Source organism: Nocardia sp. NPDC051463, from assembly GCF_040681975.1.
Taxonomy (GTDB): domain Bacteria; phylum Actinomycetota; class Actinomycetes; order Mycobacteriales; family Mycobacteriaceae; genus Nocardia.
Genome location: NZ_JBFBAB010000024.1, coordinates 73,515 through 93,751, shown reverse-complemented (window position 1 = coordinate 93,751; position 20,237 = coordinate 73,515). Strand labels below are relative to the sequence as shown.

The 20,237-nt window shown below is 66.9% G+C and carries 16 protein-coding genes; 7 read left to right on the top strand and 9 right to left on the bottom strand.

Annotated elements, in window-relative coordinates; genetic code table 11:
- Window positions 1-45: 45 nt before the first annotated feature.
- Entirely contained in the window at window positions 46-951 is a 906-nt protein-coding gene (locus AB0M74_RS26500; protein ID WP_366528997.1) for a DUF6542 domain-containing protein, read from the bottom strand.
- A 58-nt stretch (window positions 952-1,009) separates the two neighbouring features.
- Window positions 1,010-2,167, bottom strand: coding sequence for a DNA recombination protein RmuC (locus AB0M74_RS26495; protein WP_366528996.1), 1,158 nt, complete (start codon window positions 2,165-2,167; stop codon window positions 1,010-1,012).
- A gap of 574 nt (window positions 2,168-2,741) precedes the next feature.
- Between AB0M74_RS26495 and AB0M74_RS26490 the strand changes: the two genes are divergently transcribed.
- Window positions 2,742-3,920 (top strand): exonuclease SbcCD subunit D, encoded by a 1,179-nt coding sequence (locus AB0M74_RS26490; RefSeq protein ID WP_366528995.1) that lies wholly within the window; start codon window positions 2,742-2,744, stop codon window positions 3,918-3,920.
- A gap of 181 nt (window positions 3,921-4,101) precedes the next feature.
- A complete protein-coding gene (locus tag AB0M74_RS26485; RefSeq protein WP_366528994.1) occupies window positions 4,102-7,278 on the top strand; it encodes an AAA family ATPase in 3,177 nt (1,058 codons plus the stop codon).
- 117 nt (window positions 7,279-7,395) lie between these two features.
- Here AB0M74_RS26485 and AB0M74_RS26480 read toward each other — a convergent pair whose 3' ends face one another.
- From AB0M74_RS26480 to AB0M74_RS26465, 4 genes are all read right to left on the bottom strand, one after another.
- Entirely contained in the window at window positions 7,396-7,968 is a 573-nt protein-coding gene (locus AB0M74_RS26480; RefSeq protein WP_366529027.1) for a methylated-DNA--[protein]-cysteine S-methyltransferase, read from the bottom strand.
- 50 nt (window positions 7,969-8,018) lie between these two features.
- Window positions 8,019-9,719: an Ada metal-binding domain-containing protein gene (locus tag AB0M74_RS26475; RefSeq protein ID WP_366528993.1), complete on the bottom strand. Its 1,701-nt coding sequence runs from the start codon at window positions 9,717-9,719 to the stop codon at window positions 8,019-8,021.
- 57 nt (window positions 9,720-9,776) lie between these two features.
- Window positions 9,777-9,947: a YbdD/YjiX family protein gene (locus AB0M74_RS26470; RefSeq protein WP_366529026.1), complete on the bottom strand. Its 171-nt coding sequence runs from the start codon at window positions 9,945-9,947 to the stop codon at window positions 9,777-9,779.
- 86 nt (window positions 9,948-10,033) lie between these two features.
- Complete coding sequence (locus tag AB0M74_RS26465) at window positions 10,034-12,325, bottom strand: carbon starvation CstA family protein (protein ID WP_366528992.1); 2,292 nt, start codon at window positions 12,323-12,325, stop codon at window positions 10,034-10,036.
- 283 nt (window positions 12,326-12,608) lie between these two features.
- Here AB0M74_RS26465 and AB0M74_RS26460 point away from each other — a divergent pair, with 283 nt between their 5' ends.
- The 3 genes from AB0M74_RS26460 to AB0M74_RS26450 are packed head-to-tail and all read left to right on the top strand — an operon-like array spanning window position 12,609 to window position 15,879.
- Window positions 12,609-13,952 (top strand): sugar ABC transporter substrate-binding protein, encoded by a 1,344-nt coding sequence (locus AB0M74_RS26460; RefSeq protein WP_366528991.1) that lies wholly within the window; start codon window positions 12,609-12,611, stop codon window positions 13,950-13,952.
- Window positions 13,949-14,923, top strand: coding sequence for a sugar ABC transporter permease (locus tag AB0M74_RS26455; protein WP_366528990.1), 975 nt, complete (start codon window positions 13,949-13,951; stop codon window positions 14,921-14,923). The genes AB0M74_RS26460 and AB0M74_RS26455 overlap by 4 nt, the downstream gene beginning before the upstream one ends.
- A 50-nt stretch (window positions 14,924-14,973) precedes the next feature.
- Window positions 14,974-15,879: a carbohydrate ABC transporter permease gene (locus AB0M74_RS26450; protein ID WP_366528989.1), complete on the top strand. Its 906-nt coding sequence runs from the start codon at window positions 14,974-14,976 to the stop codon at window positions 15,877-15,879.
- A gap of 152 nt (window positions 15,880-16,031) precedes the next feature.
- On the opposite strand, the gene AB0M74_RS26445 is transcribed toward AB0M74_RS26450, so the two are convergent.
- From AB0M74_RS26445 to AB0M74_RS26435, 3 genes are all read right to left on the bottom strand, one after another.
- Window positions 16,032-16,460 (bottom strand): VOC family protein, encoded by a 429-nt coding sequence (locus AB0M74_RS26445; RefSeq protein ID WP_366528988.1) that lies wholly within the window; start codon window positions 16,458-16,460, stop codon window positions 16,032-16,034.
- Window positions 16,461-16,470: 10 nt separating this feature from the next.
- Entirely contained in the window at window positions 16,471-17,307 is an 837-nt protein-coding gene (locus AB0M74_RS26440; protein ID WP_366528987.1) for a helix-turn-helix domain-containing protein, read from the bottom strand.
- A 198-nt stretch (window positions 17,308-17,505) separates the two neighbouring features.
- Entirely contained in the window at window positions 17,506-18,138 is a 633-nt protein-coding gene (locus tag AB0M74_RS26435; RefSeq protein WP_366528986.1) for an NAD(P)H-binding protein, read from the bottom strand.
- Window positions 18,139-18,216: 78 nt separating this feature from the next.
- Between AB0M74_RS26435 and AB0M74_RS26430 the strand changes: the two genes are divergently transcribed.
- On the top strand, window positions 18,217-18,819 hold the full coding sequence (locus tag AB0M74_RS26430) for a TetR/AcrR family transcriptional regulator (protein ID WP_366528985.1): 603 nt from the start codon (window positions 18,217-18,219) through the stop codon (window positions 18,817-18,819).
- Between the two features lie 405 nt (window positions 18,820-19,224).
- A complete protein-coding gene (locus AB0M74_RS26425; RefSeq protein WP_366528984.1) occupies window positions 19,225-20,148 on the top strand; it encodes a zinc-binding dehydrogenase in 924 nt (307 codons plus the stop codon).
- The last annotated feature ends 89 nt before the right edge of the window (window positions 20,149-20,237 follow it).

Genomic DNA, 20,237 nt, shown 5'->3' with positions numbered 1-20,237 from the left:
TCACCGTTGCCCGGGACCGTTATCGGTGCTCGGGCACGGTCGTCTCTACAGGTTCTCCGGCTTGCGCCGTTCGTTCCTGCTCGAATCACGTTCGCGGTAGCGGACATTAGGCTGCGGATGCGGCGGTAGCTCGGCGCGCCCACGAGCTCCCGACCTGCGGTTCGGCTCGGCTCCCGCGCGCGGCATCGCCGCAGTGGGCCGGGCGGGGCCGCGGGTGCCTCGGGGATATTTGGCGGTGGGACGGTCATCGGCACCGGGCTCCTCGGCGGTCGCGGCCAGCCGCGGTGGCGTATCGGCTACTGGCCCGCGCCTGCGAATTCGCGGCGATGCCTCATCCTCGTCGACATCGTCGACATCGTCGAGGTCATCGAGGTCGTCGAGTTCGGCGCGCGCGAGCCGGCGGCGAGCGGACTCGGCCAGGGTGCCCGCGGAGGTACCGGTCCGTGAGCGTTTCGCCGCGCTGCGGCCCCAGCTCGTGCCACGCCTGGCCTCATCGGTGCGCCCGGAGGTTGCTTCGCGCCGGTGCAGCAGGATCCGGCCCGCACCGATCGCCAGCACGAGCAGCGTGGCAATTGCCATCGTTGGGAACCTGTTCACCAACGGGATCGCCAGATTGAGCAGGATGTCCTTGATCGAGGTCGATTCGCGCCCGGTCAGCTGTTGGTAGGCCAGCGGCACCGAAACGAACAGCAGCAGCGGCGGCAACACCATGGTGGTGAACAGTCCGCGGTAGCGCACGGCCAGTGCCGCGATCACGCAGCCGACCACATACAGCGTGGCAAACGTGCCGGTCAGCTCGCCGCCTTCGCCGCTGGCATCGATAAGGAACCCCAGAAACGTGCAGGCGACCGCGATCAGGACCGCTGCGCCGGCCGGGATGCCCGGGACCGACGGCAGGATCGAACGATGCGGCGCGGGCACCCGGGATTGCACACGTTGGGAAGCAGCCACGCCATGAACACTAACTGCCGTCACGCCCGGTGGCGTTACGGCACGGCCATTGCCCGGGCTAATCGTCGGCGTCGGCGAAGCCCACCGCACGTGGCAGGGAATCCACTCGATGGATTGCTGGCACCTCGTGTTCAGCTATTTCCAGGTCGTGCAATTTGCGTGCGGTGACCATCACCCGCGACTCCACGGATGCGACGGTGTAGTTGAAAGCGTCGACGGCCTTACCGAGTTGCGCACCCAGCCGGTCCAAATGCTTGCCGGTCATGCCGAGCCGGGCGTACAGCTCCCTGCCTAGTTGCTGAACGGTTGCCATGTCTCGTGACAAGGCCTCTTGTCGCCAGCTGAACGCGACTGTGCGGAGCAAAGCGATCAATGTCGTCGGCGTCGCGAGGATCACGTTGCGGCCGAATGCGTACTCCAGCAGCCCGGAATCCGTGGTCAACGCGGCATCGAGGAAAGGGTCACCCGGCACGAACAACACGACGAATTCCGGTGTCGGTTCGAATGCCGTCCAGTATGCCTTGTCGGCCAGCTGATCGACGTGGGAGCGCAGATGCTTGGCATGCCTGCCGAGTAGTTCGGCGCGCACGTCGGGATCGTCGGCCATGGTCGCGTCGAGATAGGCGGTGAAGGGCACCTTGGCGTCCACGACGATCTGCCGGTTGCCCGCCAAGTGGACCACCAGGTCGGGTCGGACAATGGCGGTTCGTTCGGACGTCCCGTCGCCACGAGTGGCCTTGGTCACCTGGGTGTCGAAATCGCAGTGCCTGCTCATGCCTGCCAGCTCGACGACCCGCTCCAACTGGATCTCGCCCCACCGCCCGCGTACTTGCGGCGCGCGCAACGCCGCGACGAGCTGACCGGTCTGGCTGGTGAGCTGGTGTGAGGTGCGCTGCATGCCCGCAACCTGTTCGCGCAGGCTGGAATAGGCATTGATGCGTTGATGCTCGACCTGCTGGATGTGCTGATTCAGCGCGCCGACCGCTTGGCGCAATGGATCGACCATGGCGCCGATGGCATGCGAATGCCTACGCGCCGCATCCTCGTTGGCCGCAGTGAGAGACTGCCGTAGTAACCGTTCGTTATCGGCGGCCGCCGACAATCTCGCCTCCGCCGCCGTCGCCCGATGCCCTGCGCGCGCCGCATGTCCCAGCCCCCCGAGGCCGACCCCCGCGACGAACACCAGCATCAGCGCAACGAGCATCGGTGCGGTCATAGCGCAGATAATGCCGCACCCCACCGACAAGATACGAATCCGTCGAGCTACCAGGCAGCGGCCGCTCGGAAAATAGTCGTCGACCCGCACTTACCATCCGCACATCGGCTTTCCTGGACAGGCTCAGCAAACCGAGCCGGTCGAGAATCCCTCCGACCGCCGGCCACGCGGCTCCCTCTCGCGTCCGAGCATCCGAAGCACAGGCAACGGGTCGTGAGATTTCCATAGGCGTGCCTGCTCGGCACGATGATGATGACTTGCGGGTGCAGCGAGGTCCGGTGCTAAAGCTCGCGAGCATCTCGCGTCCGAGCACCCGAACCGCAGGCAACAAGGTCGCAAGATCCCCACGGACACGCCCACTCGGCACGATGACACTTTCCGAGCGCAGCGAGACCGAGCATTAGAGTTCGCGGCCCGTCTCGCTTCCGAGCCGTCGAAGCGCACGCGCCGAAGGCGCAAGTCTCGACGACTCGGAAGCGAGACCAAGGGGGCCGCGAACACGCAGCGCCGAAGGCGCTGCCAAAAAAACATCAAAATTGGAGTCTGTCGGTAGCTTCGCCTACGGTTTCGCGGCATGCGGATGCTGCACACCTCGGACTGGCACATCGGCCGCACGTTCCATGGTGTCGATCTCCTCGCCGACCAAGCCCGGTCGCTGGCTGCCATCGCGGACCTGGTGGCGGCGGAGTCGGTGGACGTCGTGGTGGTGCCGGGCGACGTGTACGACAGGTCCATCCCGAGCTCTGATGCGATCGCCGTGTGCAATAGAGGTTTCGAGGCCATCCGCGCGGCCGGAGCGCGGATCGTCGCGACCGCGGGCAATCATGATTCGCCCGCCCGCCTCGGGGCCGGAGCAAGTTTCGCGGCCGCGGGCGGCCTGTATCTGCGCACCACCGTAGCCGATGCCGACCAGCCGGTATTGCTGGCCGACGGACACGGCGAGGTTGCCTTCTACGGGATCCCGTACTTGGAGCCGGAGATCACCCGTGCCGAACTCGGTGTGCCGCAGGCGCGTTCGCATGCGGAGATCCTGGACGCGGCTATGGGCCGGATACGTGCCGATTTCGCCGCGCGGCCGGGAACGCGCACGGTGGTGCTCGCGCACGCCTTCGTCGTCGGTGGGGAAGCGACCGGTTCGGAGCGATCCATCTCGGTCGGCGGGGTGGAGACGGTGCCGATGTCGGCATTCGACGGGATCGACTACGTCGCCCTCGGTCACCTGCATTCGCCACAGACCCTCTCGGAGTCGGTCCGTTACTCGGGTTCGCCGCTGCCGTATTCGTTCGCCGAGAACTCCCACCGCAAAGCCGTCTGGATCATCGATCTGGATGCCGAAGGGCTGCAATCGGTGTGCCGCCACGACCTGCCGCCGGTGCGCGGGCTCAGCAGGCTCGCCGGTACCCTCGACGAGCTGCTCGCCGACCCGGTGCACACCGCGGCCGAGGAGCATTACGTCTCGGCGACCCTGACCGACCACGCGCGGCCCGTCGACGCCATGCGCAAGCTCCGCGAACGCTTCCCGCATGCCGTGCACGTGGAATGGTCACGTCCGGAAGGCAATCCGGAGCTGCGCTACCGTGAACGAGTGCACGGCCGACGCGACACCGACGTAGCGCGGAGCTTCCTCGCCGACGTCCGCGGTGTGCCCACCGCGAGCGAAATGCAGTGGCTGGAACGAGCTCTCGCGGCGGCGGTCACCGAACCGGACGCGGTATCGGCGGCGAGCGGCCCGACCCAGGGGTTGTCCGCGTGAGCGCGGACGCCCGCGACGGTCGAGTGCGATCGGGACTACCACCTCGCGTGTCGGACGCGGCCGGATCGACCTCGGGTGCTGGGGAACCCACGTGGACGGACTCGAGGTTGCGGGCCTGCGGTGACCACCGGCTCCGCTCCGCGATACCGCTGTCCCCGCTGGCCGGCGTCGGAGCCGTCGCGTGAGACTGCACTGCCTCGAGATGACCGCGTTCGGCCCGTTCGCCGAAACGACGGTCGTGGACTTCGACGCGCTCGGCGCGGACGGGTTGTTCCTGCTGCACGGCCAGACCGGTGCGGGCAAGACCACCGTGCTGGACGCGATCGCGTTCGCGCTGTACAACAAGGTGCCCGGTGCCCGTGGTGAGGGAAAGCGGTTGCATTCCGATCATGCGCCGGAGCAGACGCCGCCGCGCGTGGTTCTGGAGGCGACGCTCGGCGGTCGGCGAGTGCGACTGACGCGCACCGCCGAGTTCGAGCGGCCCAAGGTGCGTGGCACTGGGGTCCGCACCGAACAGGCCAAAGCGACGTTGGAATGGCTGGACGGGAAGGGGCAGAATCTCTCTCGCATACCGGATATCGGCGAGGAGATCGTCCGGTTGCTCGGTATGAGCGCCGAACAGTTCTTCCAGGTGGTGTTGCTGCCGCAGGGTGATTTCGCGCGATTCCTCCGGTCGGACAACGAGGATCGCGAGAAGTTGCTCGAAAAGCTTTTCGACACCGAACGATTCGGCACGGCCGAGCAGTGGCTGGCCGACAAGCGCCGAGCGTCGGCCGCCGAGGTGGAGGCGAGCAAGGACGGGATCAATCAACTGATCGCCGAGATTCGAGGTGCGGTCGGACTCGGGCGCGCCGAATCCGTCGAGGTGCTGGAGGCGGTGTCGTGGTCGCAGGACCTGCTGGCCACCGCTCGTGCCGAACTGGCAGCTGCTGCAACGGAAGTCGAAGGTAGGCAACAAGAGTCGGCGCGGGTGCGGACACGCGCCGAGGAACAGCGCCGGGTGCACGAGTTGCGCCGCCGGATGGCAGTCGCCCGGCAACAGCTCGACGAGTACACCAGCGGTGCCGCTCACCGGACCGATCTGCACGCCGAACTCGAATCCGCGCGTCGCGCAGCGCCGGTCGACGAGGCGATCGCCGAGGCTCGTGCCGCCGTCATCCATGCGCGCCGCAAGGACGACGAATCGCAGCGCATCGCGGTGCGACTGGCCGGTCTGCTCGGGGAACCAGCGGCTGCCGATATCGCTGGGATCGACCTGATCGCCGTCGAGGCGGGCGCCGACGCGTCGCCGATCGTTGGCGTAGACGCCGATGTCGATGCGGCCGTGCGGCGGTGGAGCGGTCAGATCGGTGCGCTCGACGAGGTAGGCGCCGACGCGGCCGTCGCCACCACGCTGACCGCTGAACTGTCCGGCCTGCACGACGAGGCTGCCACGCTGACCGCCAGGGTCGGCGAGCTGACCCGGTTGCGCGGAGCGCTCCCCGGATCGATCGTCACCACCGAGGGCAGGCTGCGCGAGGCCACCGAGGCCGCGGCGTCGTTGCCCGGGCTGTCCGCCGAATGCGAACGCCTGCAGATCGCGGCAGCTGCCGCGGTCGAAATCGCCGGACGTAGAACCGCTCTCGACCGTGCACGGATCGAATTCGAGTCGGCCCGCACCGCGCACAACGACGCCAAGGAACAGGTGCTGGATCTGCGTGAGCGCAGGCTGGCCGGGATGGCCGCCGAACTCGCCGGACAGTTGTCGGAGGGGCGGCCGTGCGCGGTGTGCGGCTCCGCCGAGCATCCCGCGCCCGCGCGCCCGGCTTCCAGCGCCGTATCCAGGGACGCCGAGGATGCCGCGGCCGCAGCGGAACGCGCCGCCGAGGACACCCGCGACCGCGTGCTGTCGCGCATCACCACACTGGAACGTGACATCGAGTCGTTGATCGCGCGCGGCGGCGACGCCGACCGAGTCGAACTGGCCGCCACATTGCGCACCGCCACCGATCGCTACGAGGACGCCGCCGAACTCGCGGTCAGGTCCGAGGGCCTCACCGCCGAGTTGTCCCGCCTACGGGCCGACGAACTCCGCCTGCACGAGGAACTTCGCCGCTGCGACACGCGCCGGAGCGCGGTTGCCGCGGGCATCACGGCCACGACCACCCGGCTCGCCGAACTCACCACGCGGCTGCGTGCCGCCGCCGGTGCCGACGAGACGATCGATCGCCGCCGCACCCGCCTGCACACTCTGATCGCCGACGCCATCGCGCTGCGCGACGCGCGCAATAATGCCGCGACTGCCGCGGAGCAGGTGACATCGATCGCCGACCGCGTCGAAAGCCTCGCAATAGCAGCGGGTTTCGCAGCGGCCGGAGATCAGCCGAATCCGACGCCGGGGATCGACGTCGTCGACAGCGACACTTCGGCTGTCGACAGCGAATCGATCGATGCGCGTGCGTTCGGTACGGGATCCGAACCGGCCGCCGCGCGGCGTGACGACGTGGCCATGCTGACCGCCTACGCGCGGGTGGTGACGGCGGCTGTGCGCACAGCGCAGCGGCAAGCCGAGATCGAAGCAGAGTTGGTAGCCGCAGACAGGGCTCACGCCCACGCGCAAGCCGTTCTCGCGGAGCCGGATATCCAAACGGCGGCCATTTCCGAACCCGACGATCTCGCGGAGCTGGAGGCGTTGGTGACCACCGCACAGGCCGAACTGAACGCCGCTGTCGCCGCGCACGCGGAGGCGTCGCGTCGGGTGAGTCAGCTGGAGCGGCTCGGTGGTCAGCTGTGGGCTGCGGTGGAGCGCATCGCTCCCGTGCAGCGCGCCCACGAAGAGCTCGCCGCGCTGGCAGAAGTGGTCGCAGGCAGAGGCGAGAACAACCGTCGAATGTCCTTGCGCTCCTATGTGCTCGCCGCTCGACTAGAGGAGGTTGCGGTGGCCGGATCGGTGCGGCTGCGCCGAATGTCCGGCGGCCGCTACGAATTCGTCCACTCCGACAAGGCGGGCCCACGTGGCAGGCGCGGGGGTCTCGGGCTCGACATCCGTGACGACTACACCGGCGCTGTTCGCCCCGCGAAAACTCTCTCCGGCGGCGAAACATTCATGGCCTCACTGTCATTGGCGCTCGGCCTCGCCGATACCGTCGCCGCCGAGTCGGGCGGCCTCGTCCTGGATACCCTCTTCATCGATGAAGGGTTCGGTGGCCTCGACGCCGATACGCTCGACGCTGTCATGGGCGTATTGGACGAACTCCGTGATGGCGGCCGCGTAGTCGGCGTTGTCAGTCATGTCGACGAAATGCGCCAACGCATCCCGAGCCGCCTGCACGTCCTACGTGGCCGCGCAGGCTCCCGCCTCGAAACTACTGTCGCCTGATTTCCCTGGGCGACGAGCGCGGGTGTCGGCTATAGCCGCCTGGTTCGCAGCCGTGATGTTTCTCCGAGGTGGCGCAGGAAGCGTAGGCGCGTCCATGTCGGGCACAGGGTTCGGCTGTCAGGAATTCGGTTCGGTCCGCACACTGATCGATCCCAGCTGATGCGTGGGGCTTTCGTGGTCGAGCAGCCAGCGCTTCACGTCCAGTCCCCACCGGAAGCCGCCGAGCGCGCCGCCGATGCGGAAGATGCGATGGCAGGGAACGAAGAGAGCGGCGGCGTTGCGGGCGCAGGCGTTGGCGGCCGCGCGGGTGGCGTTGGGGCGGCCGGAGATCACGGCGTAGTCGGTGTAGGTGATCGGGCTCCCGGCGGGGACGGTCCGCAGTACTTCCCAGGCATGCAAGAGGAATTCGCCGGATTGCTGGCGGACGGGGATGTCGTCGATCGCCGTCAGGTCGCCGTCGTGATAGGTGGTGATCGCTCGGGTCACCTCGCCGAGTGAATCACGGTGGCGTAGCTGCGCGGGCCGCAGACTCGGGTGGATCAGCCCGCGCAGGTTCTCGGCGTCGGCGGTCCAGCCGGAGGCCAACACCGCCCCGTCGGCGCCCACCAGTGCTGTGAATGGGCCGATCGGCGTATCGGTGACTGCGAAATCAGCTGTGGTGGTTGCTGTTCGGACAGTTTCCTGGTGAATAGCGATCGTAGCGGTCACGATTCGGCACTCGCTTTCGAAATTCAGGGTGATCAGGAGTTGGTGCGTGGCTTCGAACGGGTTGTCGACTTGGCCGCCGCTTTGGCGCCGCGGCCCGCCAGCGCCGTCTTCCACAGGTGCATGGACAGATACGACCGCCACGGTGCCCAGTGGGTGGTGTCGGTGAGGTCGAGGCCGAGCAGGCCCGCGCCCTGCCGTACCACCAGGTCGGTGTCGAGCAGGATGTCCGGGTCTGCGAGCAGGCGCATGGTGACGTAGTCGGCGGTCCATGGGCCGATACCGTCGAGACCCATGAGTTCACGGCGCAAATCCGTTGTGGTGCGGCCTTGGTGCAGCACGAGCTCGCCCGCGGCGAGTGCCTCGGCGACGCCGACGATCGAGCGGATCCGCCGCGCGGGACCGGTCAGCACCTCCGCGCCGCGTTCGGCGATCGCGGCGGGAGTCGGAAAGAGCAACGGCACCGGTCCGTCCACCTGCTCGCCGAGCGCTTCGACCAGCCGCGCGGTGTGGGTGGCGGCCGCGGATACCGAGATCTGCTGCCCGATCATGGTGCGCAGCAACAACTCCGGTCCATCCAGGCACCCGGGGACCCGGATTCCCGGTGTGAAGGCAGGCTGACGGTGACCGGTGGTGGGTTTGGCCACACCGACATTGAACGGGTGCTGTGCGGGTGCGGTCCCCACGTCGGGCAGGTCGGCGCCGTCCGGTGTGAACTCCGCAGCGTCGCGGCGGTGCGCTGCCGCTCGTCGCGAGGCCACCGTTTCATAATCCCCCCGCGTCACCCGGCTCTGCTCCGACGGCGCGGCGGCCGGAATGGCGCCGAGCACTTCATCGATGCCGACCGGGTCGGCGTCCAGATCCAGTAGGTGACGTACTCGCGCGACGGTCGGGGCCAGGTCGCGCATATCGTGCAGCGCCAGTTCGGCGCGCACGTGGTCGCGTTGGAAGCTCAGCCGGATCGTGGCGTGCCCATGCGGCGTGCGCAGGCTTCTCGTGTAGGCGCGGTCCTCCCACAGCTCCATCCCGGGGGCCAGATGGGACGACAGGAACCACTCCAGCCACGCCCGATCCAGCGGCTCTCGGTAAGGCAGCCGCAGTGTCAGCGATCCATTCGTCGGCGGGATCACCTGACCGTTCCCGGAACGGGTCACCCGCTGGGCCTCGGTGCGCATGGTGGTCGGGCTGACGGCGAACACTTCGCGCACGGTGTCGTTGAACTGACGGATACTGGCGAATCCGGCGGCAAAGGCTATGTCGGACATCGGCATGCTCGTGGTCTGGATCAGCAGCCGGGCCGTGTGTGCGCGGTGCGCCCGCGCCAAGGCCAGCGGCCCGGCGCCGAGCTCGGTGGTGAGCACTCGGGTGAGCTGGCGTTGCGAGTAGCCGAGCGTCGCGGCGAGTGCGGGCACTCCACCGCGTTCGATGGCGCCGTCACCGATGAGCCGCATCGCTCGGGCGGCCAGGTCCGCGCGGGTGTTCCAGAGTGGCGATCCCGGCGCGGCATCGGGTAGGCAGCGGCGGCATGCGCGATACCCGGCCTGCTGTGCCGCGGCGGCTGTCGGCAGGAAGGTCACATTGGTCGGCTTCGGCGTGATCGCCGGACACGAAGGGCGGCAATAGATTCCGGTGGTGCGCACGGCCGTGAAGAACTGGCCGTCGAATCGGGGGTCCTTGGTGGATACCGCTCGATAGCAGCGCTCGAAATCCAATGCCGTGATCGTCACCCCAACCACAATGGCAGCAACCCTGGTTGTGCGCTAGCGGAAATCCGCCACTACCCCCTAGGGGGCTCAGCAGCAGCGGTTGCTGGGGTTGCGATCGGCGTCGGCGTGGCGGGTACGCCAGTACTCGCGTTCGGTGGGGATTTCGCAGCCGGGATGGGTTCGACGCAGGTGCGCGACATACCGCTGGTAGTCCTGACCGCCGAGCACCGAGTTGATCCACCAGCCCAGCGCGCGCACCGTCGTGCCGCAAGCGGTTGCGGCCGCGCGCAGCCGCGCACCGGCCGGTCGCGGGGACCGGCCGGTGCGCGGGGCGTCGGATGCGGTCAATGCCCTCGGGCGTGTGCGGCGCCCGGCGCGCGGACCTGCCCCGATTCGATCAGGGCGTCCCATTCCTTCTGTACTTCCTTCTCCGCGGGAGTGGCGATGAATCCTCGTGGCGCGAAGATCTTCGATGGCTCCTCTGGTGATTCGCTGCTCGGGCCGCCACCGGCACGCCACGCGCGCACGCAGACCACGACGCCGACCACCGCGACGATCAGCACGAGCACCGCGAAGATGATCGACAAACTGCCCTGGATGAACGTGTTGCGCACGATCTTGTCCATGTCGTCGACATTCTTGGCAGGCGCCAACAGCTTTCCGGCATCGCGGGCCGTGCTGTAGTTACTGTGCTGCTTCCAGTATCCCAGCTTCGGATCGGCCGAGAAGATCTTCTGCCAGGACGCGGTCATGGTCACCGTCAGATCCCAGATCAGCGGCAGCGCCGGGATCCAGGCCCACTTGACCAGTCCCTTCTTGATCAGAATGGTCAGCACGACGGTCAGCGCGATCGCCGCGAGCAGCTGATTGGAAATGCCGAACAGCGGATACAGCGTGTAGATGCCGCCCAGTGGATCGGTGACGCCCATCAGCAGCACCGAGCCCCATGCGGCGACCACGACGGCCGAGCAGATCCACGCGCCGGGCCGCCACGACGGATCCTTGAACTTCCTCGCGGGGCCGCCGAGATTGCCGAGGGAGTCCGAGAGCATGAAGCGCGCGACACGGGTGCCCGCGTCGATCGTGGTGAGGATGAACAGCGCCTCGAACATGATCGCGAAGTGGTACCAGAACGCCTTCATGCCGGAGCCGCCGAGGAACTGCGACATCACTTGGGACATGCCCACCGCCAGCGTCGGCGCGCCACCGGTGCGCGAGACGATGCTGGTCTCGCCGACCTCGGTCGCGGCCCTGGTGAGTTCCGCGCCGGTGATCGGGTCACCGCTGAGTCCGAGCGAATTGGTGTAGGCGGCCGCCTTCTCGGCGGTTCCGCCGGTGAGCCCGGCGCCCGCGTTCATCGCAAAGTACAGGTGCTGGTCGATGATGCTGGCGGTGATGATCGCCATGACCGCGACGAACGACTCCATCAGCATGCCGCCGTAGCCGATCATCCGCGCGTGCGACTGCTTTTCCAGCAGCTTGGGCGTGGTGCCGGAGGAGACAAGGGCGTGGAATCCCGACAGCGCACCACACGCGATGGTGATGAACAGGAACGGGAACAGGCTGCCCGCGAAGGACGGACCATTGCCGGTGTGCGCGAATTCCGACACGGCGGGGGCCTTCAGCACGGGCATGGTGATCACGATGCCGATGGCGAGTAGGCCGATGGTGCCGATCTTCATGAAGGTCGACAGGTAATCGCGGGGTGCGAGCAGCAGCCACACCGGCAGCACCGAGGCGACGAAACCATAGAGGATCAGCATCCACGCGATGGTGGTGCCGGACAGGGTGAACAGGTCACGGCCCCAACCGGACTCGGAGACCCAGCGACCGGAAATTATGGCGAGCAGCAACAGCGCGAACCCGACGATGGACACCTCACCGACCCGGCCAGGTCGCACATACCGCAGGTAGACGCCCATGAAAAGGGCGATCGGGATGGTCATGCCGATCGAGAACACGCCCCAGGGGCTGCCACCGTGCAGTTGGCCGTCCGCGCCCTTGACCGCGGCGAGTGCCTGCACGACGACGATGCCGAGCACCGCGAGCAGGATCATCATGATCACCAGCACCGCGACGATCGCCGCTACGCCGCCGATCGGGCCGAGTTCGTCGCGGGCCATCTGCCCCAGCGAGCGGCCGCGGCGTTTCGACGAGGCCCACAGCACCAGGTAGTCCTGCACCGCACCCGCGAAAACGACGCCGACGATGATCCAGATCGTGCCCGGAAGGTAGCCCATTTGGGCGGCGAGCACCGGACCGACCAGCGGACCAGCCCCCGCGATGGCGGCGAAGTGGTGCCCGAAGAGCACCCGCCGGTCCATCGGCATGTAGTCCTTGCCGTTTTCCAGCTCTTCAGCGGGCGTTGCCACGTCGTCGCGTGGCTTGGTGATCTTGTATTCGATGAGTCTGGCGTAGAACTGGAAAGCGATCACGTAGCTACAGACCGCCGCGATCACAATCCACACGGCGTTGACGTTCTCGCCTCGTGCGATGGCGACCACGGCCCACGCGACCGCGCCGAGAACCGCGATGACGGCGAACACCGCCTTCTTGGCCGGGGTTATCGGCGACCGATCGACAACGCCGACGGGCGGCAATTCGGGATCGGTCCGTAAATATTCGATTGTCGCCATCCGCCCTACTCTCCTGTAAAACGCGCAGGATCTTGCTGAAACACGTGACAACGTATCCGATCGGTGACGGCGTGTGGGCGCGTTTCCCGACTCCTTCGGCCGACGTTAAATATTGTTCGTGTGTCGGCCATCACCTCGGTGTTGCCGGACGTATGCTGCCATGCGGTTCGTGATGCGCTACATCCGCCCCGAGGAGGGCTGACCTGTATCCCACCCGGTATCCCCACTTCTGGCGGTTCGCGATGCGCTGCGTCCGAATGGGCCATGGTTAGTCTCGAGCGCCATGCGTCCACCTCGGCTGGATTCACCGCAACCCACCCTGCCGGTTCGGCAGCTACGCCGGCGCACTCTGCTGAGTTCGGCACTGGCCGCGCCGCTGCTCGCCACCGGGTGCGGCGCCGCCGACGACGCCTTGACCTTCTTCTTCGGTGCCCGGCCGCAGGAGGCGCGGGTCCGGCAGCGGATCATTCAGGAATTCCAGAAAACCCACCCGGACATCAAGATTCGCACCATTGTGTCGGGGCCCGATGCGCTGCAGCAGATGCTCACCTATTGTGCGGGCGGCAAATGCCCCGACATCATCATGGCCTGGGAACTGCTCTACGCCGGTCTCGCCGAGCGCGGCGTGCTCCTGGACCTGAACCCCTTGCTCCAGCGCGACACCGAGCACGCCGCCGCGCTACGCGGTGACGGATTCCCGACGCTGTATGACACATTCACCTATTCCGGTGGGCAATACGCGCTGCCCGAGCAGTGGTCCGGGGTGTTCCTCTATTACAACCGGCAGCTGTTTGCCGAGGCGGGACTTACCCCGCCCGCTCGCTGGTCCGAGGCGTGGAATTTTACTGAATTCCTGCATGCGACAAAGGCTCTCACCCATCGTGAGTCCTCGGGTCGAACACGACAATGGGGCTTCACCGACGCGTGGGTGCCGTATTTCTCGGCGGCCTGCTTCGGCATGAACAACGGTGTGGAGTGGTTCACGCCGTCGGTCGGGCCGACCAGAACCAATCTCGGCGATCCCCGGTTCGCCGAGGGATTTCAGTTCTACGCCGATCTCGCGGTGCGGCATCACGTTGCGCCGCGAGTCGCCGACCAGCAATCGGTGTCGGCGCCGGACCTGTTCCGGCGCGGCAAGGCCGGGATGATGATGGGTGGGCACTGGCTGTACTCCGAATTCGTCGGCAAGAAAGACCTCGACGTCGATCTCACGGTGCTGCCGGTCGGTCCACACGGTGGTCCCGGCGCGATCACCGATGTGGGATGCACCGGGCTGTCCATCGCGGCGGACAGCCCGCGCATCGAACAAGCCTGGGAATTTGTCAAATTCGCGACCGGCCCGGTGGGCCAGGCCATCATTGCCGCCTCTGGCCTGTTCGTTCCCGTCCTGAAATCGGCCATGGGTTCGCGCGGTTTCGCCGACGCGCACCGCGAAATTCGCAACCTGGAAGTCCTCACCGGCGGCCCGGCCGCCTCGCGCCCACTTCCGGTCACCCCCGCCTGGGGCAAGGTTTCGGCCCTCCTCGAGCGCGGCGGCAACCGAGTCCTGCGCGGTGCCGCCACCGCGGCTTCCCTCAACGGCGACTTCACCACCGATATCGACGCCCTCCTGGAGCCCACCACATGACCACGCTGCGCGATCGCCTGTCGAACGGCACCCGGCTGCGGCACCCGTCGCCCAGAGCCCGTCACCCGGTGTCACGCGCCGAACGTGGGCGGCTGGCCCGGCAGCGAGAGCGGGCAGGATGGTTGTTCGTGGCACCGAATCTGGCGGCGGTGGGGTTGTTCTTGCTTTTTCCGTTGGGGTTTTCGCTGTATCTGAGTTTTCACGCGTGGGATTTGTTCAGTGCGCCCCGATTCGTGGGGGTGGCGAACTATCGGCGTTTGTTCGGGGCGGATCCGCTGTTTCTCATCGCGTTGCGCAACACCGCGATTTTCACGGTGCTGACGTTGGTGCCGACCGTGGTGATCGGGTTGGGTGTCGCCGCAGTGCTCAACCGAAAGTTGGCGGGTATCGGCATCTTTCGGACCATCGCGTTTCTGCCACTGGTGGCATCCACCGTGGCCATGGCTGTGGTGTGGCGATTCATTTTCACCAGCGACGACGGGCTGCTCAATATCATGCTCGGCTGGGTCGGCATCGATCCCGTGCCGTGGTTGGTCGATCCGGACTGGGCGCTGGTGTCGCTGAGCATTGTGACCGTATGGAAGAGCGTGCCTTTCGCGACGGTGATCCTGCTGGCCGCCATGCAGGGTGTGCCGGAGACGCTGTACGAGGCGGCGAAGATCGACGGGGCCGGTGCGCTGCGGCGGTTCTGGTCGATCACGGTGCCGCTGATTCGCGGACCACTGTCGTTCGTCTTCGTCATCACGATCATCAACTCGGTGCAGGCCTTCGACCAGGCGTATGCGCTCACCGGCGGCAACGGCGGGCCGGAGACGGGCACCTATCTGCTCGGAATCATGCTGTTCCAGAACGCATTCAGCTTCTATGAGGTCGGATACGCGGCGGCGCTGGCCTGGGTGATCTTCGCGATTCTGCTGGTGGTGACCTTGGTGCAATTGCGGTTGGGTCGGCGCGAGGAGGTCGAATTGTGAACGCCTACCGCGTTGTTCGTCGGTCACCAACGATCGAGCACAGAGCTGAAATGGCGGCGCAGCCGTCGCAAGCGCCCGCCGGCGCGCCGACCACCGAGGTCATTGTCCGAGACAGTCGGGTTCGGCGGGCAATCGCTCGACGTACGCTGCGGGGCACCCTCATCTATGTTGCTCTGGTAGGTGTCGCCTGGTGCGCGCTCGCCCCGATCCTGTGGGCGCTGTCGGGCTCACTGAAGCGTGACGGCGAGATCACCGAGCCGACACTGCTGCCCGCGCAACCACAATGGTCGAACTATCGCGAGATCTTCGATCTGCTGCCGCTGGGCCGGATGTTGCTCAACACCACCGTGTACGCGCTGTGCGTCACCGGGGGACAGGTCTTCTTCTGCGCGCTGGCCGGCTATGCGTTCGCCCGCCTGCGATTTCGCGGTCGGGATGCCTTGTTTCTCGCCTATCTCGGCACCCTCATGGTGCCGCTGACCGTCACGGTGATCCCGCAGTTTCTGATCATGCGCGCGTTCGGCTGGGTGGACACCCCGTGGGCGATGATCGTGCCCGGCCTGTTCGGCAGCGCGTTCGGCACCTACTTGATGCGCCAATTCTTCCGCACCCTGCCTGCGGAGCTCGAGGAAGCGGCCATCGTCGACGGCTGCACCACCTGGCAGGTCTTCTGGCGCGTCCTGCTCCCGCACACCCGCCCCGCCCTCATGGTGCTGGCCGTCCTCACCTGGATCGGCGTCTGGAACGACTTCCTCTGGCCGCTGGTGATGATCCAACGCAACGAGATCGCGACCGCCACTTTGGGTTTGGTGCGATTACAAGGTCAGTACCACACGCAATGGCCGATCCTGATGGCCGCCGCCATGGTCCTGCTCGCGCCGCTGCTGGTGATCTATGCGATCGCGCAGAAGTCCTTCGTCAGCGGCATCGCGCAGTCGGGAATCGGCGGCCGCTGAGTTCTCCCTCGGTCGCGCTGTCCTCGGCCTATCGGCCATTGCTCGGCTCCCGAGCTGCACTGCCTGCAGGATGCGCACGTGGCCGGGCGTTCATGGGTGAACCCGGCCGCGCTCGTCGTCGGCCTACTGGCGCAGCCGCGCTCGTCGTCGGTCTACTCGCCCCGATAGGTGCCGAAGCTCCAGATATTGCCTTCGGGGTCGCGGACGGTGAAGCCGCGGGAGCCGTAGTCCTCATCGCGCAGGCCGCGCACCACCTCGGCACCTGCGGCGGTGGCGCGTGCGAAGAGGTCGTCGGGGTTGTCGCAGACGACGTAGGTGGAGTCGTTGCCGGGGGAGCGTTGTCCGAACACGGTGTCGTCGCGGCTGTGGGAGCCGAACATGATGCCGCCGCCGAGTGGCCACCGCAGCTCGCCGTGTTCGACGATCGTCGGGTCGTCCTCGCGGGCATAGACACCGGTTTCCTCGAAGCCGAAGGCCTCGACGAGGAACGCGGACATGGCGCGAGCGTCGCGGAAGATCAGGCAGGGCCAGATCGCGGTGGCAGTGCGTGTGGTGCTGGTTGCCGTCGTGGGATTCGTCATGTCTCCAGCTTCATCCGGCGAACCCCGTGTCGTCTTGGACGGATGGAATCTCCTCGGCCAGCCAGGTGGTCGGACTGCAGCCGGCCAGGTCCGCGAAGTCACGGTTCAGGTGGGCCTGGTCGTAGTAGCCACAGGTGGCCGCGACCTGGGCAAAGCTCACGAAGGATGGGGTGCGTTCGATCATGTGCCGCGCGCGTTCGAATCGGGCGATCCGCGCGGCCAGTTTCGGGCCGAGGCCGAATTCCGCGCCGAAACGGCGGGCCAGGTGTTGCCGACTCCAGCCGATCTTCTCAGCCAGCGCAGCGATGGGCGCGGTGCCGCCGGTTTCTACCAAAGTCCGCCAGGCCCAAGCTAATTCGGGCGACACCACCCGGTCATGGCAGGCCAGATCGGCCAGTATGCGATCGCAGGCGGTGAATCGATCCGGCCAGGCGGACAGTGTTTGGAGTTGCTCCCACAGTTGGCGCCCGGTCGGGCCGATCACGTCCGCGCATTCCAGCGAGATGTTCCAGAGCTCACCTGCCGGCATGCCGAACAGGGCGCGAGAGCCCAGCGGAGTCAAGGCGATCGACACACCCTCTTGAAAACCGTCGTGGGCGATGGTCGCACTGCTTGCCTGCAAACCGCTGAGCACGCAGCCGTAATTGTCGGGTGTCTGTCGCGGGTCAGTGTGCGCGACAACGTCGATGGTGTGCCCGATGGCGACGATGAACGTCATGTGCCGCGACGGCAGTCCGCGATGCAGTCCGGGTGCGAACCCGGACATGCGGTAGCCGACGTAGCGGTCGATGAAGGCCGCGAGCGCGGGTGCCGGTCGTGCCGTCACCACTTCGGTGGTCGGCTCCATGAACGTCACGCTACGCCCGTCGCTGGTTCCCACAACCCGTCGACGGCTGGTCGGCGTGCAACGCGAAACAGTGCCTGCCACGGCTTCATCGGCCATCCCGATGGGCTCCGGTGCGGGTGCACAGGGCCGTCGGGGTGCTGCTCGGGCGGCGAGCCACCGGGTCATCCATGCCCATCGAGCGGCTCCGTGGGTGGTCGCTCAGCTCGCGACGCTGATGTGCGCGCGGATTGTCTGCCGGTCGGCCGCCACGTCGAGCATGCATGTGGCGAGATCGGCCCTGGCGATTCTGATTCCGAAGGTCACATTGCGCTCGATCGCGGTTCGGTAGGAGCCCTTCGCCGGCTTGTCGGTGAGCTGGGGTGCCCGGATGATCGTCCAGTCCAGCGCGGTGTCACGCACGGTTTGTTCGGCTGCGGCCATGTCGTCGAGGCTATGGCGCAGCAGCGGATTCAAGATGAGCGGCTTGACCACGAAGCGGGTGAACCAGTCGTCACCCGCCCCTGAGATTCTGGCGCTGTTGCTGACCAGGACGATGCGGTGGACGTCGACCGATTTCATGGCCTTGGTGATGGACAGGGCGGTGTCGGTGGCGACAGTCGTCGGTCCCTTGTCTCTGGATCCGATGGTGTCGAGCACAGCGTCCGCGTCTCGGATCGCTTCGGTGAGCGATCCGGGGTCCATGACGTCGGCCGGTACGACCCGGAGCTGCGGATGGTCCTGGATGGAGTGCTCACCTCGGACTACCGCGGTCACCTGGTGCCCTGCAGCCAGAGCTTGGTGCACGAGGTGACCGCCGGTGCGTCCGGTTGCTCCGAAAATCGTGAGTCGCATAACGAGTCCTTCTGGTTGGTGAGTACTTACTAACTTAGAATGGGTGAGTACTTACTAACTTGTCAACCGGGAGGCACGATGGGAACGCGCGATCAGATCCTCGACGCCGCGGCCGAGATCATGCGTAACCGTGGGGTGGCCTTCGCGACTACCAAGGAGATCGCCAAGGCCGCGGGGTATTCGGAAGCCGCGCTCTACAAGCACTTCAGCGACAAAGAAGACCTCATCCTCAATGTCCTGCGGCATCGCATGCCGGGTTCGATCGACGCGGGCCCGCAGCCGGGTGCGGCCACGGTGGAAGACAATCTCGCCGTGATGGCGCGCGGCGCACTGAGCTTCTATCAGCAATCGCTGCCACTACTCGGTGGCCTCTTGGCGCAGCCGAAACGGATGGCGGCACATCGCGATTCGATGAATCGCCATGGTGCAGGTCCGGGTCGGGCGATCGCGGGCATCGCCGGCTATCTGCGCGCCGAGCAAGAACTCGGTCGGGTCGATTCGGCCGCCGACGTCGACACCGTCGCGGCCCTCCTCGACGGTGCCTGCTTCCATCAGGCCTTCCTGCGTTTCTACGAAGGGGGACCCGATGCCACATCCGCGCCGGATGAGCTCGCACGGAATCTCGCGCGGACGCTCACCCGTGCCCTCGGGCCGGACACGGGCGCAGAGTCTCGCCGCTGATCTACTGCGGCCGACGTCCGGCTGCACGCACGGCAGTTGAGTCGGCCCACTGACCACCCGGCTGAGCCCACGGCAGCACCACGGCTCGGCAACCGAGGGGGAACTGCCGGCTGGGCGATTGGCATTCATAGCTGGGCAGCTGTCGTCGGGCCACCGACCGCGTGGCTGCCCTTCGAGCGGTCGTTGTCCACCCCATCTCGGAGGTTGGCGGCCGGACTATAGATCGTCAGCGTGAACCGCATCGCACTCGTCCGCATGCCCCACTCGACGGCGCGGCGCGGGCCCGAACCCGCCTCTCAGTCGATGCCGAGCGATGGTGAGATGGAGCACTCGGGGCGTCGAGGCACTGCGGAAACACGCTGTTGTGCGGTTACCGTTACCGCTTCTAAGCATTTTGGAGGTGTGATGCGGCGGGTTCAATACGAGCGCAGCGGTGGTCCGGAGGTACTCGAGGTCGTGTCGGTCGAGGTGCCGACACCGGGCCCGGGTGAACTTCTGGTTCGGGTCGACGCGATCGGGGTGACCCTGCCGGTGGTCCGCAAGGTGCGCGAGCCGCGGGAGCCGATCGCGTTGGGTGGCGAGATCGCGGGCGAGGTGGTCGCGGTCGGCGAGGGTGTCACCGGATACGCGCCCGGCTACCGCGTGACCGGCTTGGTTTTCGGCCACGGTTATGCCGAGTACGCGCTGTTGTCGGTCGCGATGGCATCGCCCATTCCCGACGGCGCCTCCGCCGTAGACGCTGTCGCGCTGGTGCGCAGCGGACTGGTCGCCTTGGGTGCGCTCGACGCCGCGAACCCGAAGGACGGGGAGGCTGCGCTGGTCACGGCCGCCGCGAGCGGCGTAGGGCACCTTGCTGTTCAGCTGGCACGGGTGCGCGGCGCGGCGCGAGTGGTTGCTGCGGTCTCCGATCTCGCCAAGGCGGATTTCGCGCGTGACCTCGGCGCGGACCAGGTGGTCGAATACGGGCAGGAGTCGTGGGGCGACCCCGTCGACTACGTGCTCGACGCGGTCGGCGGCGAACTGCTCACCTCCGCCGTCGCAGCCCTCGCACCGGGTGGGCGGCTGGTCGCCTACAGCTCTGGCGGCGGCACGATCCAGGCCTACGACCTGCTCGTCGGAGCCAAATCGGTCACCGGCTTCCAGCTCGCGCTGATCGCAAGGAACTCCCCGGATCTGTATGAGCACTGGCGGCAGGAACTCTGGCAGTACTTCGCCTCTGGCCAGCTGCGCCCCGCCGTCCATGCGGAGTTCGCTCTGGCCGACGCCGCCGCCGCGCACGCCGTCGTCGAAGACCGCGCCAACCTCGGCAAGGTGGTCCTGATTCCTTGACGGTGCCCGAAGCCTGCGTCGCCACCCCCTCCCAGTCGTGGCGGCGCAGGGCGTGTGGCAGCCATTCGGCGACGGTGCGGGAACAGTGA